This is a genomic window from Vibrio sp. Isolate24 (assembly GCF_022398215.1).
In the GTDB taxonomy this organism is placed as follows: Bacteria; Pseudomonadota; Gammaproteobacteria; order Enterobacterales; family Vibrionaceae; genus Vibrio; species Vibrio coralliilyticus_A.
In genome coordinates this window covers 652,383-668,306 of the sequence record NZ_JAKEUU010000001.1, presented here as the reverse complement: position 1 = coordinate 668,306, position 15,924 = coordinate 652,383, and the positions used below count along the sequence as shown (strand labels likewise).

Sequence of the window (15,924 nt, the reverse complement as noted above, 5' to 3'; positions counted from 1 at the left end):
CATTGCACCAAAATCAGGCAACCGTGTCCATTTCGTCTGATGCTAGGATCGAGACGCTATTTCGACCTAAAGACTTTGACTCATAAAGTGCGACATCAGCACGTTTGTAAGTGTTTTCAATGGAGCCATCCATATCGGTAACTCCAACACTGACGGTAATTTTCTCGCTGTGTTCGAGCGATACTGAAGTACGAAGTCGGTTGGTGACAATTTCAGCTTCCTGAAGACGTGTATGCGGCATGATGATCGCGAACTCCTCGCCACCAATACGAGCAATAAAGTCAGTTTCTCGAAGGTGAGCGCTGAGGACAACTCCAACAGATTTTATTATTCTATCGCCTTCATCATGACCCAATTGATCGTTAACGCGCTTGAAGTGATCAATGTCGACAATCGCAAAACAAGTGGGCTCTGCATCGTGATATCGTTTAGTGCGTAGGCATTGCGCCGCCATTTCCTGATCAAATTTACGTCGATTCCACAATCCGGTCATGGCGTCTTTCTCACTCATTTCTCGCAAACGATTTTCAAGCTCCTTGCGGTGGGAGATGTCAACGAATGAGGCGACGTAGAATTGAATCACACCATTTTTATCGGTTACCGTCTGGATGCGTAATATTTCAGTTATATGTGAACCATCACGACGCTTATTGACCACTTCACCTTCCCATAAGCCATCTTTTTCAAGGATCTTCCACATATTAATGTAGAACTCTTGTTCATGCTTATTGGCCGCAAAAAATGAAGGCTGTTTTCCTTTAACTTCCTCAAAGGTATAACCGCTCACCCGAGTGAATTCTTCATTGGTTTTAATGATTCTGTTTTGCCGGTCGGTGATTAACATGGCAGACATACCATTCATGGCCGCTCGAGCAATTTGACTGTCCATACTGTTTTTAGTGTGGTTATAGTTCCAAACTATAAAACTAAAGGTAATGAGTAAAATAATGATGTAAACCGACATGGCTTTGATTGCGAGTTCATCTTTACGCGAGAGGTACAACTGATCTGCGTCATGCTGGGAAACTTCTGCCACGAGAATGAAGTGAAGTGGTCTGTCGAGCGTGTTGAGAGCCGTCTTAACATAGGAGAGCCATTTTCCTTGCTCGAAAATCGTGCCATGTTGATTCAACTGAATTTCACGCCATAAATTAGGGTAGAGTTTGCTTAGTTTGTATTGGGAATTTTCCTTCGCGATATGACCCATTATGTTGGTCATATTTTTAGACATCACATAATAGCCTTGAGTATTGTAGACATCAGGCAATTCATTATTAAATTTGTCGTAAGTTAGTCGTTGGTATAGAAATTTAAAGTCAAGATTAGCAATAAAATATCCATGACGTTTGGCATTGATATCAACTGGCACAATGATACGCAGACTTGGCGTTAAGGGTTTTACTATTTCATGGTTCTCTTTTTTTAAATCAATCCCGAAGGTGCCAATAGTATTGGTAGGAAGCTGCCTAGCGAAAGTGAAATAGTCTCGATGCGCTCTGTTTTGCAGAAGCTTTGGAGAAGTGACAGCGCTGGTTTTTTGATTGTGGGTGATACGTACAATTTCTTGTCCATCGTTATCTAAATAGCGCAGTTGAGAAAAGTAGCCTTGCGTGCGGGCAACTAATAACCAAAAGTCTTGTAATGCACTTGTATTTATTGGGGTTGGCTCAAGAATAGCGCGGCGGAAGATGCTGTTACTAGAGAGTGTTTTGACGGATTTTAAGATTTTGGTCGAATGGGACTTTAACTCTAATCGAGCGTATTCAAGCTTAGCTTGCGTTAGGCGATCCACTTGTTGGCGAGCCTCTTCCTCTGCTTTTGATAGTTCGCTGGCAAAGTAAAGTGTTGGCACAAAGGCTAGGGCGATAAACACGAGAGCGAATTGTAGAAGAATGCGGAAATTTAGTTTGAACATTTCGCCCCAACGAAGTCACAAATTTATCTAATAATTTTGTGAATAATTATATGGGCTTTTATGAATTTTACTGTGAGCCGTGTGGAATATCCTATGATATCGACTTTGATGCTGAGCAATATGATGCATTTGGTTATTGTAAGTACTTAAAAAGCAAAACTAAAAAAGCCCTACTCATAGAGTAGGGCTAGCGCCAAGTCAGATATTGGGGGGACTGGCTAAACAGTTTCTGTTTAAGCGGTCGCGGTTTCGGCTTGCTTTTCGCTATTGCGATTTTTCAAGAATGCGTAGCCAAATCCTGTTAACGCAGTACCGGCAGCGATGGCGAGTAAGTACATAAGAACCGGGCTTATAGCGTTAGGGATAAGCAGTACAAATAATCCACCATGTGGTGCCATGAGTTTTGCTCCAAACAGCATTGAAAGAGCACCGGTTAATGCGCCACCGGCCATACATGCAGGAATAACGCGCATTGGGTCTTTTGCCGCAAATGGAATGGCACCTTCTGAGATAAAGCATAACCCAAGGACAAATGATGCTTTTCCTGCTTCACGTTCACTAGCTTCAAACTTATCTCTTGCAAGGAATGTGGCCAGCCCCATACCCAGTGCGGGAACCATACCGGCTGCCATAATCGCTGCCATAGGTGCGTAAGTTTGGGAAGCCAGTAGACCAACGCCGAAGGTGTAAGCCGCTTTGTTGATAGGGCCACCAAGGTCAAAACACATCATTGCGCCAAGGATAACACCGAGTAAGACCGCGTTTGCCGACCCCATGTTATTCAAGAATTCAGTCATCGCAGCCATAATGCCAGCAACCGGTCCGCCTACGATGTAGATCATTACCAAGCCAGTAAAGAGGCTAGCAATGAAGGGAATGATCAGAATCGGTTTCAATGCTTCCATTGACTGAGGCAAGTGTACTCTATCCGCAATCAATTTTGCTGAGTACCCCGCAATGAAACCCGCAGCGATCCCACCAAGGAACCCAGCACCCGTTGAACTCGCAAGCATGCCTCCAATTAGACCAGGTGCTAAACCCGGACGATCCGCAATGGAAAAGGCAATAAAGCCAGCAAGCACAGGGATCATAAGCGCAAAGGCTGAGCCACCGCCTATCGTCATCAAGGCTGCAGCCAGTGTACCTTCCTCTTTGAACGCTTCAATACCAAAGACAAATGACAGAGCAATGATCAGGCCTCCAGCCACTACAACAGGTAACATGTGAGAAACGCCGGTCATCAAATGCTTATAGACGCCTTTCTTTTCCTCTATCTGATTACTATCGCTTGAACCTGTGTGCTGGTACACCGTTGCTTCAGCAAATGCTTTGTTGATCTCTTGTTTGGTTTTCTTTAGTGCAGGGCCTGTCTTCGTTCGATACATCAACTTGCCGTTAAATCGGTCAAGCGGAACTTCGATATCGGCTGCGACAATAACAAGATCGGCTGCGGATATATCTGCGTCGGTTAGTTGGTTTTTGGCACCTACTGAACCGCGTGTCTCGACTTTGATCTGGTGTCCCTGACGCTTGGCTTCGTCTTCAAGTGCTTCTGCTGCCATGAAAGTGTGTGCGACACCGGTAGGGCATGCTGTAATGGCGACAATCTTTTTCGATTCTTTGGTCGTAGAGGTGTCGATTGACACTATGTCCTCAGCGCTGAGGAGCACGGCTTTATTTGTTGCTGATTGTAGAAAAGCCACGGCGTCTTCAGTCACGTCATTAATTGACGCTTGGTATACTTTTTTACCGACAAAGCGTGATGTATCAACCTGTGTATTGGCCGCAATGACTATTATTTCAGCGGAGTTTATCTCCTCAGAAGTTAACATTTGAGTTTCAATAACATTTGATTGGCACTCAATTTTCGCATTCCACTTGAGTTTATCAGCGGCTTTCTCTAATAGCCCTGCAGCAATGATGCTGTTTGCGACACCACTAGGGCAGGCGGTAATGATTGCAATATTCATAATCTCGACCTTTGTCCTTAAGCTTTCGGTTTAGAAAGCGGATTGATTTTGATTTGTTTTTGTAGGGTATGTACTTGCTCGATGTCTGGCACACCAACACCGACTTGGCTCACAGCCAAGGCGGATAGTGCAGTAGCAAAAGACAGTAATTCTGTTTTCTCTAGCGATGTCATATGTCCCCAGCACAAACCGGCAACAAGTGTGTCTCCTGCTCCCACAGTACTAACAACGTCCATGTGAGGAGGTTGCGCTTGGAGCCATTCATCTTGGTTTAACCACATCACACCGTCAGCGCCCATCGACACGACGACATTCTCGATTCCAAGCTTGTTCAGTTCTTCTGCCACAGATTGGCATTCTTGTGTGGAGGTCAAAACGCGGCCGACATAATCAGATAGCTCTTCATCGTTAGGTTTTATTAACCATGGAGAGGAGGCTACTCCAGCCTTAAGCGCTTCACGGCTTGAGTCAAATAGGACTTTTTTGCCTTTTCCTTGTAAGTAGGAAATCCAAGAAGCACAACGTTCAGGAGTGACCCCTTTGGGTAGGCTGCCCGCTAGTACAAAATAATCGTGATGTTCTGTAAGCTCCTCCAGTTTTGCTTCAAATTGACTCAATGCCAATTCATCGATAGCTATTCCAGGGAAGTTGATATCGCTGACGTCACCGCTTTGTTCTACGAGTTTGACGTTAATTCGAGTTGCACCGTTGACACGAATAAATTGATCGTCAGCTCCTATATCTTGGAATAACTGACAAAACATCTCTTGGTTATCTCTTCCGAGGAAACCAGTGACCGTGACGTCAGCTCCTAAATCTGACAATACTCTTGCAACGTTGACACCTTTACCTGCTGCATGGAATGAGCTTTCGTGAACAAGGTTTACTGAACCTTGCTTAAGGCTCGAAAGGCTGCCAGTGAGGTCAAGAGCTGGGTTGAGAGTGATAGTAACAACTTTATTTGTCATGACGTTTCCTTAACTCTCGCCTAAGCCGGATTCAATGGCTGCACCGATTGAAGCTAAAGCTTGCTTTGCATCACTACCTTCTGCGGTGAATTGAAGGTGATGGCCTTTCTTTACTCCTAACGCAATGACTTTCATCAGGCTCTTCGCATTCACGGCTGAACCATCACCATCTAGATTTGAAACCTTAATGGCGGATTCAAACTTTTTCGCTTCGGCTACAAGCATAGCGCCTGGCCTTGCGTGTAATCCGTGAGCATTCTTAATCACAAAGGTGGCGCTATTATCACTATCCGCTACAGGTTGGGAGTCTATGTCGTTCGATTTGAATAAAGCGAGTAATTGGTCTGCCGTCGCTTCTGTTAACGTATTTTGCTTACCTTCAAACACGATGTGGCTAATGGTGTTTAATTGAGGTTTATGACTATCGTTGCAAGCTGCAAATGCGATTAATGCTTTTACATTCTTACCTTCGTACTCGCAGTGGTTGGCGGTAGAAACAAAAGCCATACCTGTGCGGAGAACTGAGCGGTCTGAGCTGACTAGCCAAAGGCCATTGCCAAGATGAGTAGGGGGAGTCGTCACTAAGCTCGCCACGAACTCACTATTGGCACAACCGGTATTTTTCAGCAGCCCACCTGCAACCGCAGACATTTGAACCATATCGCTCGCTGGGAAGTTAAGCTGAATCAATGAAGGATCAAAATCAATGTCTAACTGCGCTTCCCCATTGAGAAGGGCAATGATTTCTTCTTCACTCTTAGCATGTTTTATCTTTTCCTCTACGCCATCGGCTGATAACACCTTGGTAAGTTGTTTTAAGATGCCTAGATGTTCATCAGATTTAGCCGCAATGCCAATCGCCACGTAGGCCGTATTGCCGTCTCCCCAGTCAACACCTTCTGGGAAGTGTGCAATGGTTACCCCTGTTGTTTTTACAAGAGAGCGAGTGTCAGTTGTACCGTGGGGGATGGCAATGCCGTTACCGAGAAATGTTGAATTCTGGTTTTCGCGGTTGAGCATTCCTTCAACGTAACCATTGTCGACTAGACCTTTATTAGTCAGTGACTCAGCCAGAAAACTAATGGCACTTTTTTTATCCGAGAACGATTGCTGTAGTGCGATATCGTGTTTTGTTAGTTTAAGCATATGCGCCTCAATTCGTTTGTTAATACGATTCAGCTGTCTTTAACTTCAAGCTGAATCGTTTCAGCAAATTAGTAAAAAAATTCAGCAAATCAAAAAGCGTCGCTTTATCTTGCTGTGATATTCAAAACTCAAATCTTTATCAAGTTTTCGATTTTGCTGAATCCTTTCAGCTTTTATGCTGAATCGTTTCAGTTTATAATGCAAATATTGTTGGGATCATCATTTAGGATTTTTGATCCAATGCACAGAATAAGTAGGCTCATATGACACTTGATGAAATAGCCAAATTGGCTGGGGTATCGAAAACGACAGCCAGTTATGTCATTAATGGCAAGGCACAAAAATATCGAATCAGTGAGAAGACACAAAAGAAGGTCATGGCTGTTGTCGATGAACACAATTACCGACCAGATCTCGCTGCAAGTACGTTAAGAGCAGGGCAGAGTCGCTCATTTGGCTTGATTATTCCTGATTTAGAGAACACCAGTTATGCCCGCTTGGCTAAGCTATTAGAACAAAACTCGCGTGCAGCGGGATATCAAATACTTATTGCTTGTTCGGACGATGATCCGGTGACGGAAAAAAGCGTTGTTCAGGCATTGGTTAGCCGTAAAGTAGATGCTCTTTTTGTAGCTAGTGCTATTCCAGAAGCCAGTGACTTTTATCTCGAATTGCAAAATAAAGGCACGCCAGTGATTGCAATAGACCGACCTTTGGATGATGAACATTTTTCATGTGTCATTAGTGAAGATTTTAGTGCAGCTTATGAGTTGACCTCGTCGGTTTTAAGTGACAGTGTGACTAAGGTCGGATTGATCGGGGCACTACCTGAGCTGAATATTTCTCGAGAGCGTGAACTCGGTTTTCAATCCGTGGCTCAGAAAGCACAAATAGATACCGTTGTTGGGTATGGTCAACATTTTTATCGTCAAGATGGTCGAAAAGTTCTCGAAGGCTGGATTGTCGAAGGTAACGTGCCTCAGGCTATCATCACAACCTCATACACGCTTCTAGAAGGAGTGTTAGATGTTCTTCTTGAAAGACCTGACGTTATGGCGAACGTGAAACTATCGACGTTTGGTGATAATAGGTTATTGGATTTCTTGCCTTTCAAAGTCAATTCCTTACCGCAGCAGTTTGAACTGATCGCTGATAGTGCTCTTGCTTTGGCATTGAATGCCACAGCCAAACGTTATCAACCTGGGATTGAACTGGTGCCGAGAAAAATCATAGTGAGACAATAGGTAAGCCCGGTAAATGACCGAGCTTAGTTTTGTGCTAATACTGGAAGCGGACTGACATAGTGATCTGAGGTCCGTAGAGGCCATTATTGCGAGTTTCCGCGGAAAGAGACAACTGCTCCGTGGAATGAAAACGTACACCGGCGTGGAATACAGAACTGTCATCATTGCGCCCAATGCGGCCTGTTGCTTCAATTTGCTCAGCAAGCCACATGCGAAAGCCAATATTGACTTCCGCAACAGTATCGGTGTCACCGCCAGCTTCTTCAGTAAATTTAGTTTGGTGTACAAGTAATTGACCATATACGTCAGCAAACTGACTGATTGGTCCATTAAAGCCAATACCGCCAGCCAAATCGTAGTCGTTGTCGAACTGTGTATCCGCTCTCAGAATAAAATGAGAGTTGTCAGTGAAGAGTGTGCTGAATTCAACACCGCTCATTTCAGGGTTCACCGCTGTGCGTACTTCAAAGAAGTTATAGTTAAAGTTGTTCGCATTTACCGCGCCAGCGAAACCAGCACAGATGAACGCACTGGTTAGGATGATCTTTTTCAAGGGTAGTACTCCGACTCGCATCAAGTTTTTGACTATAAAAAAGGCTTGCAATAAGCAAGCCAAATCTTAACGCAGTGGGAGAGGAATTACTTTATCTTTAAAGCAGTTGAATACGATCGACTTCAATTTCTGGAGTATTTCCACCTTCAAATTCACCAAAAATACGCAGGTTTGTTGTCGCATCTATCGCTTGGTTAAGTCGGACATCATCATCGATTTCAATTTGAATTTCACTCTTTCCATCAGAAAACACAAACGTATCGCCTTTAACTTGACGAACAATGTTTCCATCGACGACCACGTTCTTCTCTGTAAACATGTTGCTGTCTGCGAGTAAAGAGTCCACAGTTGACAGATCAACGGGACCATTAAATTGAATGCCAGATGAAGTATGATCTGCTTTTGCTAGTACCAGAGTAGGTGAAAGAATTAGAGCAGTAGCGGTAGCCAAAATAACTTTTTTCATATGATTTCCTTTTAGAAAAGTTTCGTTGTTGATGGTGCTATTAAGCCATAGCTATTTTGAATAACCTCTGAGGAGAGTATTCATATTCGATTCATTTATTGAGTCAACAAAGCCAAAGAGGCTATGATTAAAGAATACCGAAAAAAGACTCGTAAAATTAATAGATTATGCAATCAGCATTACAAGCACTAATGGTTCAAGGCACCACATCTGACGCCGGGAAAAGTGTACTCGTGGCCGCGTTATGTCGTGTTTTGGCAAGAAAGGGGGTAAAAGTTGCTCCTTTTAAGCCACAAAATATGGCACTGAATAGTGCTGTTACGTCCGATGGCGGTGAGATAGGTCGAGCTCAAGCGGTTCAAGCTAAGGCTGCTAAAGTAGCTCCTACTGTGCACATGAATCCTGTTCTGCTCAAGCCTAACTCAGACACAGGTGCACAGGTCATATTACAAGGTAAGGCTCTAAGTAATATGGAGGCGATTGGCTATCAGAATTATAAGCAAATGGCCTTGCCGACTGTGCTTGAATCGTTTTCAGTGCTTCAAGAACAATTTGAGGCTGTTATGATCGAAGGGGCTGGCAGCCCCGCAGAAATTAATCTTCGTGAAAACGATATCGCTAATATGGGGTTTGCTGAAGAAGCCGATGTACCTGTTATTATCATCGCCGATATTGATCGTGGCGGCGTGTTTGCGCACTTAGTTGGCACATTAGATCTTCTTTCTGAATCTGAGCAGAACCGAGTTGTAGGTTTTGTAATCAATCGATTTAGAGGTGATATCTCTTTGCTTCAATCGGGGTTAGATTGGTTAGAACAACGAACCAATAAGCCAGTACTTGGCGTGCTGCCTTATCTGCATGGTTTCGACCTAGAGGCGGAGGATGCGATAAATAATGAGCAGTCTTCTAGTGAATCGGCAAAGTTGAATGTGGTTGTCCCTGTGTTAACCAGAATCAGCAATCATACCGATTTTGATGTACTAAGGCAGAATACGGATATTCACTTTCGTTATGTGGGTAAAGGCGAGAAGCTTGATAAAGCCGATCTCATTATTTTACCGGGGAGTAAATCTGTAAGAGCGGATCTGGAGTATCTACGCAGCCAAGGTTGGGACAAAGACATTGCAAGACATGTTAGGCTAGGCGGCAAGCTTATGGGAATTTGTGGTGGTTACCAAATGCTAGGACAGGCGATTCACGATCCTTTCGGTGTTGAAGGTAAAGCGGGGCGCGCAGATGCTTTAGGCTATTTACCTGTTGAAACTGAATTGACGAAAGAAAAAGCGCTGACCAATGTGAGAGGAATACTCGAACTATGTGACGAATCGGTTCCTGTGAGCGGGTATGAAATTCATGTTGGTAGGACATCCGGTGAAGGCTTATCCCCGATTTCTTTAGATAATGGTTTATCAGATGGAGTAATCAGTGATTGCAATCAAATCTTCGGTACCTATCTACATGGTATTTTGGATACCCCAGAAGCAATGGAACTGGTGTGCCGGTGGGCAGGTGCTGCGGATATTCGCGCAATTGACCATCATAAAAATCAAGAGCTCGCTATAGATCGTATTGCCGATGCTGTTGAACAACATATGAAGCTCGATGTAATCTGGCCAGAACTTTATAACTGAAATAGATGATGATTTTTTTTAAGCGACTGACTGTCGTTATTTTTACGCTGTTTTCTTCCGTTGTGGTTCATGCGTCTGTTAATGTTTATGCGGCATCTTCAATGACCAATGTGATTAAGAAGCTGGCAGAAGAATTTCAAACAGAAACAGTTACGAAAGTGACCCCTGTATTTGCAGGCTCTTCTTCACTTGCTAAGCAGATCCTTAACGGGGCGCCCGCAGACATCTTTATCTCTGCCAACCTTAGGTGGAGTGACTACCTTATTCAAAAGGGCATGATACAGAGTGACAATGTCACTAATTTGGCTGAAAATCAGTTAGTAGTTATTGCTCCGTTAAATAAGCCTACCAATTTTGATGTGCGAAGTAGTGAACAGTGGTTGAAGAAACTGTCTGGGCAAAGAATTGCGATAGGGCAAACTAATGCTGTTCCAGCAGGAATGTATGCCAAAGAGTCATTAGAGACGTTAGGTGTATGGGAATCTTTGAGAGATCATCTAGCGCCGGTCAATAATGTGAGGGTAGCACTAACACTTGTTGAGCGAGGAGAAACGCCTCTAGGGATAGTGTATATAACCGATGCGATGGTGAGTGATAAAGTGAAGATTGTCGCTACCTTGCCATCTTCGACTTACTCACTAATTACGTATCCTATGGCTAGATTAAACGAAAAACCGGCCACTTTAGAGTTTGAGGCTTTTCTCCAAAGTGAAAAAGCGCAAGCGATACTAAAACAATACGGATTTAACTAGGATTATCTTCATTGCTTTCTGATTACGAATATCAGGCGCTAATGCTTAGCCTAAAAGTTGCGCTTTATACTATCTGTTGGCTGATTCCTATCGGGATTGGATTTGGTTGGCTGCTGGCTAAAAAGCAGTTTATCGGTAAAAGCTGGCTCGACAGCTTAATTCACCTTCCTTTGGTACTTCCTCCTGTTGTTATTGGTTACTTACTCCTGATTTCAATGGGACGCCAAGGTTTTATTGGCCAATGGTTATACGAATATTTCGGGCTAGTCTTCTCTTTCAGCTGGAAAGGGGCGGTACTTGCGTGTGTGATTGTTGCTCTACCTCTGATGGTTCGTTCAATTCGCCTGAGCTTAGAGAGTGTAGATCCTAAACTTGAGCAAGCAGCCGCAACACTTGGTGCCTCTCCACTTAAAATCTTCTTTACCATCACGTTACCACTGACAATTCCCGGAATCATCACAGGGACAATGCTTTCATTTGCACGTAGCCTAGGGGAGTTTGGCGCAACGATCAGTTTCGTATCTAATATTCCCGGAGAAACCCAGACGATTCCTTTAGCTATGTTTACTTTCATTGAAACGCCTGGAGCAGAATTAGAAACGATGCGCTTGTGCGCAATCTCTGTAGTCATTGCTTTAGCTTCTTTAATCGGCTCGGAAATGTTGAATCGTCAGTGCGCCAAAAGATTAGGAACACAACGATGAGTAATATCCTAATCCAATTTAAGCAGACTCTCGGTGAGCAGTTATTCGATGTTGATGTGTCTATACCGGGAAAAGGGATAACGGCTATTTTCGGCCGCTCTGGGGCAGGTAAAACATCAATTATTGATGTTCTAGCGGGTTTAAGAGCCCCTGATGAAGGAGAGATTGTTGTTTCGAACAAGACACTATATAGCTTTCAGGCCAAACTGAATATTCCTGCGTATAAGCGTCAGGTTGGTTACGTGTTTCAGGAATCGAGGCTTTTTCCGCACTATCGTGTAAAGGGGAATCTTCTTTATGGTGTGAAAGATTTTGACCAAAACCACTATGATAAAATAATTAAGCTGCTTGCTCTTGAGCCACTTCTGAAACGATTCCCTATCCAACTTTCAGGTGGAGAAAAGCAAAGAGTTGCCATTGGTCGAGCGTTATTATCTAAACCCCAAATACTGCTTATGGATGAACCTCTGGCTTCGCTTGATATCCCTCGAAAACGAGAAGTTTTACCATTTTTGGAACAGCTGGCGAGCGAAATAGAAATTCCGATCCTTTATGTCTCTCATAGTTTGAATGAAGTTGTACGCCTAGCAAATCACATTGTCGTGATTGATGATGGCAAAGTGGTGACTTCAGGAAACCTCGAGGAGGTATGGTCTTCAAGAGCGATGAGACCTTGGCAATCTTTCTCTGATCAAAGCTCGCTATTTGAGGCTAAAATCCTTCACCATAACTCAGACTATGCATTGACTAAAGTTAAGCTGGCTGAAAATGTTTGCCTCTGGGTTCAGCGTTTAGAAATGGAGAACAATGCCAAAGTCAGACTTCAAGTAAGAGCTAGTGATGTGTCTATTGCATTGGATAGACCGGATAAAAGCTCGATACGAAACATACTTAAGGCCACAATTGAGCAAATACAAACTCACTCAAACGGTGCAAAGCGTCAAAGTGTTTCAGTTAAGCTAAAACTGGATAAAGAGTGTTATTTATGGGCGACGATTACCGCTTGGGCCAAAGATGAGCTAGAACTCGAAGAAGGGCTTGAAGTGTTTGCACAAATTAAAGGGGTGAGTGTGACCCAAAAAGATGTTGTATTGAGCCATTAAAAACGCCGCACTGTATCATGCGGCGATTTTTGGTGTTGTTACTTGGCGAAAACGTCAGTGAAATCACGCTTTAAAATGGGGTCACGACGTGCTTTCTTAATCTGTTTAACCATATCTTTTACACAGTTATGAAGAACTTGATCAAGAAGCTGAGCACGATACTCTTCTTTCTGCTCATCAGTCATATCTTCAGGTAGCTTTAACGTTGGGAACTCTTCCATTACATTAACACCTGCAAACGCCTGACTCACAGAGATTAGAGCATGAAATTGCTCGAAGTTATCTAGAACATTTTGAGCACTTTTTGGTAGCTCATCCCAAGCTTCCCGAACCGCTTCTTCAGAGACTTCGTGAATGGATGTCACCATGAAGTGCATCGCTTCAGGTACATCGTCAAATTCGATGACTTGACGAAGCTCTGCTGAAACTGTCGAAAGGTCAACTTTAGGTTGTTCTGTTTGATTTGCGTCAGACATTAATTTTTATCTCATAAATTTTACGTATACAGCGGCGTTATCCTAAAAAATCCACATTAAATGTCAACCATAGTGGAGGAATTGGTGACCTTAGAGTATTATTTTTTATAACCAGCTGATTTTTCGGCCAGTTTATAAATAACAGGTAGCGCGAGTGGAATTATCGGGATCTTCGATGAAAATACTTTTAGTCGATGATGTGCAAATGGAGCGCATGCAATTGGCTATTCGTCTAAAACAGCTGGGCCATACCGTCGAAATGGCCGAATCAGGGGAACAGGCATTAGAAATGTACCCCACATTTGAACCAGAACTCATCTTACTCGATATTTCAATGCCTGAAATGGATGGTTTTGAAGTTTCTAAGCGTATTCGTTCCATCTACAAAGAGTGGATACCCATCATTTTTCTTAGTAGTCACGATGAACCAACGATGATCGCTAATGCAATTGAAGCGGGTGGGGATGACTACCTAACCAAGCCTGTCGATAAATTGGTTCTTGCTTCCAAATTAATTGCGATGCAACGCATTGCCTTTATGCGCCGTGAACTTAACCAAAAAACGGCCGAATTGGCTAAGGTGAACCAAGAGCTGGAAAAATTAGCCAGTGAAGATGGTCTGACTAAAGTGAAGAATCGTCGCTACATTGATGAAAAACTCAAAGAAATGATTGCTGTCCATGGTCGTCACAGCCTACCGCTGAGCTTGATTTTGCTCGACGTTGATCACTTTAAGCTCTACAACGATAACTATGGTCATATTGAAGGGGATAAGTGTTTGATAGAGATTGCTCAAGCCTTGGACTCCTTATTTTCACGCAGCGGTGAGATTGTTGGCAGATACGGTGGGGAGGAGTTTGTTATTGTATTAGGCCATACGGACGCCGAACATGCTCAGCAGCACGCAAAACGTATTCAATCTACACTCGAAACCTTAGCAATCAAGCATGAATATAGTTTAGTTTCTGACTATGTGACGGTGTCACAAGGTGTGTGTAGTTTCACCCCCAAAGGTAGCGAAATACCAGATGTGATGTATTCAAAGGCAGATGAGGGTCTCTACAAGTCAAAAAGTGAAGGTCGTAATCGATTCAGTTATATCGAATAAGCGATTTTATTCTAACAGTTTAAAGGCTCAATAAATTGAGCCTTTATATGTAAATTATGCAATTTCGACGCGGTTTCGTCCTGCTCGCTTGGCTTTATATAAAGCCGCATCAGCACTCTTCATCACTTCACCGACATTATCAGCGTCACTATAATCTGCGACCCCAATACTAATTGTCACATTAACGTGATCATGAGAGCTCGATCTTTTACGTTTTTTGGCGCCTGTCTTGTCATTTTTGGGTCTGGATTTCTCGTTTCTTACAACCATTTCATATTCTTCTATGGAAGCTCGTAACAGTTCTAAGTGATCCAAGGCTTCATCAACGTTTTTATTTTTGAACAAAACCGTAAACTCTTCCCCCCCATAACGATAGACCTTTGCTCGTCCCCCGACTTGCTTCATTTTACTGGCGACAAGTTTAAGGACATCATCTCCGGTTTCGTGGCCATAAGTATCGTTAAATGATTTGAAATGGTCGATATCAAGCATAGCGATAGTGTAGCGCTTACCTAGGTGACGCAAATCAGACTCTAATGCAAGACGACCAGGAATATCGGTTAATCTATCTTTGAAGGCAAGCTCGTAACTCGCTGAAAACATGTAAATGAGCAAGAGAAAACCCGATAGGGTGAACATAGTGCTGGATACATATTGAATATGAAAGAAGGTAAACGTAACAGTTGAAAGCGTTATAGCTGAGTATACTACCGCGTCAATAATACGATTGGCTTTTAAAACGAATATCGCACTTAATAATACGGCGCCGATCGAATACAAAACCAGTATCAGAGGTAACCTAGAGACACTTGGCTCAGAGTAGAGAAAGGTTTTATCAAAGCTTTTGAAGCCACCTTCATAGAAATGCGTGAGGATAAGGTAACACCACAAACCTATAAGTGACAGTGTGACAATGTAGATTATAAATGACCGACTTAGTACGCCTCTTTCTTTGTATGGATACACCAACGCACAAGCAATAGGGACAACAAATGCTAATAGAGAGAGCTCAAGTAAAGTAGAGCCTGTAGAGAGTGAGCTTTGTAGGTGTTCTTGTATGTACCAATAGACGACAAGCATGGTCAGTGCCACCATAGCAATTCGACACTGTTTGAAGGCATGACCTAATCCGATAACACTCAGGAATAAAAAATAGGGGAGATTTGCAGTAATGCCTAAGTTGGCTTGAGTGAGAAGAATCACATTATTCATGCCCAAACCAATCATCGCTAACAGCAGCACCGGAAACGTTAAACGAAACCAATTTGTTGTTACCAAAGAAAACGACATGTACCTAGCCTTAGCCTTATTTATTAACTTCTTAATATACAAGCCTTAGAATACTTTGATTTGATGATTTTCCAAGCTTTTTACTAAACTAATGAATGAAAAGTGAGTGTTAGTATAAACAATGGTCAAAAAGTGACGGCAAAATACCCCGAATCCCACTTTGTGCCTTATAGTTAACTGATACTCATAAGAAAATTCCAAATCTTAAAGGAGTTAAGGTTTATGCAAATTAGTGTTGATGTTCACAACTACATGGAAACTCTTGTAGGCCAGGTTTTAGCTCACAGTAAATACACTGACCAGTTTGATCATGAACAACTCGCAGATTTGGCTTGTTTGGCCCTAAGTCAACTTAGACCTGTTTATATTCGTCATGATATCGACTTCTTATCTGCGCTGTCAGAGGAAAGGCTCGTTGTTCTTAAGAGGTATTCAGTCACAGCTGTTGAAGCTGCGTTGACAATGATAGTTGACGATAGAAGAAGAAATCGTAAAGATGAAGTTCCAATCATGTTTAGCCAACCAAGATTCGATGATGATACGGAACTTGAATGGTTTGAAAAACCTCTGATTATGCATAAGCAAGATACCTAAGGAG

Annotated in this window: 15 protein-coding genes; 7 read left to right on the top strand and 8 right to left on the bottom strand. The window is 42.9% G+C overall.

The genetic code is table 11. The annotated features are described in order from the left end of the window. Window positions 1-13: 13 nt before the first annotated feature. From L1D23_RS02905 to fruB, 4 genes are all read right to left on the bottom strand, one after another. A complete protein-coding gene (locus L1D23_RS02905; RefSeq protein ID WP_239864104.1) occupies window positions 14-1,915 on the bottom strand; it encodes a sensor domain-containing diguanylate cyclase in 1,902 nt (633 codons plus the stop codon). A 233-nt stretch (window positions 1,916-2,148) separates the two neighbouring features. Next, entirely contained in the window at window positions 2,149-3,885 is a 1,737-nt protein-coding gene (fruA, locus tag L1D23_RS02900; protein ID WP_239864102.1) for a PTS fructose transporter subunit IIBC, read from the bottom strand. Window positions 3,886-3,902: 17 nt separating this feature from the next. After that, window positions 3,903-4,853, bottom strand: coding sequence for a 1-phosphofructokinase (pfkB, locus tag L1D23_RS02895; RefSeq protein ID WP_239864100.1), 951 nt, complete (start codon window positions 4,851-4,853; stop codon window positions 3,903-3,905). A 9-nt stretch (window positions 4,854-4,862) separates the two neighbouring features. Further along, window positions 4,863-5,999, bottom strand: coding sequence for a fused PTS fructose transporter subunit IIA/HPr protein (fruB, locus tag L1D23_RS02890; RefSeq protein ID WP_239864098.1), 1,137 nt, complete (start codon window positions 5,997-5,999; stop codon window positions 4,863-4,865). A gap of 263 nt (window positions 6,000-6,262) precedes the next feature. On the opposite strand from fruB, the gene cra reads away from it, so the two are divergent. After that, window positions 6,263-7,243 carry a catabolite repressor/activator gene (gene cra, locus L1D23_RS02885; protein ID WP_239864097.1) on the top strand — a complete coding sequence of 327 codons (981 nt, stop codon included), beginning with the start codon at window positions 6,263-6,265 and terminating at the stop codon, window positions 7,241-7,243. 34 nt (window positions 7,244-7,277) lie between these two features. On the opposite strand, the gene L1D23_RS02880 is transcribed toward cra, so the two are convergent. Further along, a complete protein-coding gene (locus tag L1D23_RS02880) occupies window positions 7,278-7,796 on the bottom strand; it encodes a hypothetical protein (protein WP_239838944.1) in 519 nt (172 codons plus the stop codon). 97 nt (window positions 7,797-7,893) lie between these two features. After that, window positions 7,894-8,262 (bottom strand): NirD/YgiW/YdeI family stress tolerance protein, encoded by a 369-nt coding sequence (locus tag L1D23_RS02875; protein ID WP_239838945.1) that lies wholly within the window; start codon window positions 8,260-8,262, stop codon window positions 7,894-7,896. Window positions 8,263-8,429: 167 nt separating this feature from the next. Here L1D23_RS02875 and L1D23_RS02870 point away from each other — a divergent pair, with 167 nt between their 5' ends. From L1D23_RS02870 to modC, 4 genes are read left to right on the top strand one after another with little or no spacing between them, the layout of a single operon-like run. Then, window positions 8,430-9,893, top strand: a complete 1,464-nt coding sequence (locus L1D23_RS02870) for a cobyric acid synthase (protein ID WP_239864096.1) — start codon at window positions 8,430-8,432, stop codon at window positions 9,891-9,893. A 5-nt stretch (window positions 9,894-9,898) separates the two neighbouring features. After that, complete coding sequence (gene modA / locus L1D23_RS02865) at window positions 9,899-10,645, top strand: molybdate ABC transporter substrate-binding protein (protein ID WP_345779096.1); 747 nt, start codon at window positions 9,899-9,901, stop codon at window positions 10,643-10,645. Window positions 10,646-10,656: 11 nt separating this feature from the next. Next, window positions 10,657-11,349: a molybdate ABC transporter permease subunit gene (modB, locus tag L1D23_RS02860; protein WP_239838947.1), complete on the top strand. Its 693-nt coding sequence runs from the start codon at window positions 10,657-10,659 to the stop codon at window positions 11,347-11,349. Beyond that, a complete protein-coding gene (gene modC, locus L1D23_RS02855; protein ID WP_239864095.1) occupies window positions 11,346-12,452 on the top strand; it encodes a molybdenum ABC transporter ATP-binding protein ModC in 1,107 nt (368 codons plus the stop codon). The genes modB and modC overlap by 4 nt, the downstream gene beginning before the upstream one ends. Before the next feature lie 38 nt (window positions 12,453-12,490). Here modC and L1D23_RS02850 read toward each other — a convergent pair whose 3' ends face one another. Continuing rightward, window positions 12,491-12,928, bottom strand: a complete 438-nt coding sequence (locus tag L1D23_RS02850) for a DUF3069 domain-containing protein (protein WP_239838949.1) — start codon at window positions 12,926-12,928, stop codon at window positions 12,491-12,493. A gap of 175 nt (window positions 12,929-13,103) precedes the next feature. On the opposite strand from L1D23_RS02850, the gene L1D23_RS02845 reads away from it, so the two are divergent. Then, window positions 13,104-14,036, top strand: a complete 933-nt coding sequence (locus L1D23_RS02845) for a diguanylate cyclase (protein ID WP_239864094.1) — start codon at window positions 13,104-13,106, stop codon at window positions 14,034-14,036. Between the two features lie 54 nt (window positions 14,037-14,090). On the opposite strand, the gene L1D23_RS02840 is transcribed toward L1D23_RS02845, so the two are convergent. Then, window positions 14,091-15,326 carry a GGDEF domain-containing protein gene (locus L1D23_RS02840; protein WP_239864093.1) on the bottom strand — a complete coding sequence of 412 codons (1,236 nt, stop codon included), beginning with the start codon at window positions 15,324-15,326 and terminating at the stop codon, window positions 14,091-14,093. Between the two features lie 222 nt (window positions 15,327-15,548). Here L1D23_RS02840 and L1D23_RS02835 point away from each other — a divergent pair, with 222 nt between their 5' ends. Further along, window positions 15,549-15,920: a late competence development ComFB family protein gene (locus L1D23_RS02835; protein ID WP_239838952.1), complete on the top strand. Its 372-nt coding sequence runs from the start codon at window positions 15,549-15,551 to the stop codon at window positions 15,918-15,920. The last annotated feature ends 4 nt before the right edge of the window (window positions 15,921-15,924 follow it).

Bases quoted from the DNA above. Each gene is read 5' to 3' on its own strand.
- L1D23_RS02905 (WP_239864104.1), bottom strand. From the start codon at position 1,915: ATGTTCAAACTAAATTTCCGCATTCTTCTACAATTCGCTCTCGTGTTT.
- fruA (WP_239864102.1), bottom strand. From the start codon at position 3,885: ATGAATATTGCAATCATTACCGCCTGCCCTAGTGGTGTCGCAAACAGC.
- pfkB (WP_239864100.1), bottom strand. From the start codon at position 4,853: ATGACAAATAAAGTTGTTACTATCACTCTCAACCCAGCTCTTGACCTC.
- fruB (WP_239864098.1), bottom strand. From the start codon at position 5,999: ATGCTTAAACTAACAAAACACGATATCGCACTACAGCAATCGTTCTCG.
- cra (WP_239864097.1), top strand. From the start codon at position 6,263: ATGACACTTGATGAAATAGCCAAATTGGCTGGGGTATCGAAAACGACA.
- L1D23_RS02875 (WP_239838945.1), bottom strand. From the start codon at position 8,262: ATGAAAAAAGTTATTTTGGCTACCGCTACTGCTCTAATTCTTTCACCT.
- L1D23_RS02870 (WP_239864096.1), top strand. From the start codon at position 8,430: ATGCAATCAGCATTACAAGCACTAATGGTTCAAGGCACCACATCTGAC.
- modA (WP_345779096.1), top strand. From the start codon at position 9,899: ATGATGATTTTTTTTAAGCGACTGACTGTCGTTATTTTTACGCTGTTT.
- modC (WP_239864095.1), top strand. From the start codon at position 11,346: ATGAGTAATATCCTAATCCAATTTAAGCAGACTCTCGGTGAGCAGTTA.
- L1D23_RS02850 (WP_239838949.1), bottom strand. From the start codon at position 12,928: ATGTCTGACGCAAATCAAACAGAACAACCTAAAGTTGACCTTTCGACA.
- L1D23_RS02845 (WP_239864094.1), top strand. From the start codon at position 13,104: ATGAAAATACTTTTAGTCGATGATGTGCAAATGGAGCGCATGCAATTG.
- L1D23_RS02840 (WP_239864093.1), bottom strand. From the start codon at position 15,326: ATGTCGTTTTCTTTGGTAACAACAAATTGGTTTCGTTTAACGTTTCCG.
- L1D23_RS02835 (WP_239838952.1), top strand. From the start codon at position 15,549: ATGCAAATTAGTGTTGATGTTCACAACTACATGGAAACTCTTGTAGGC.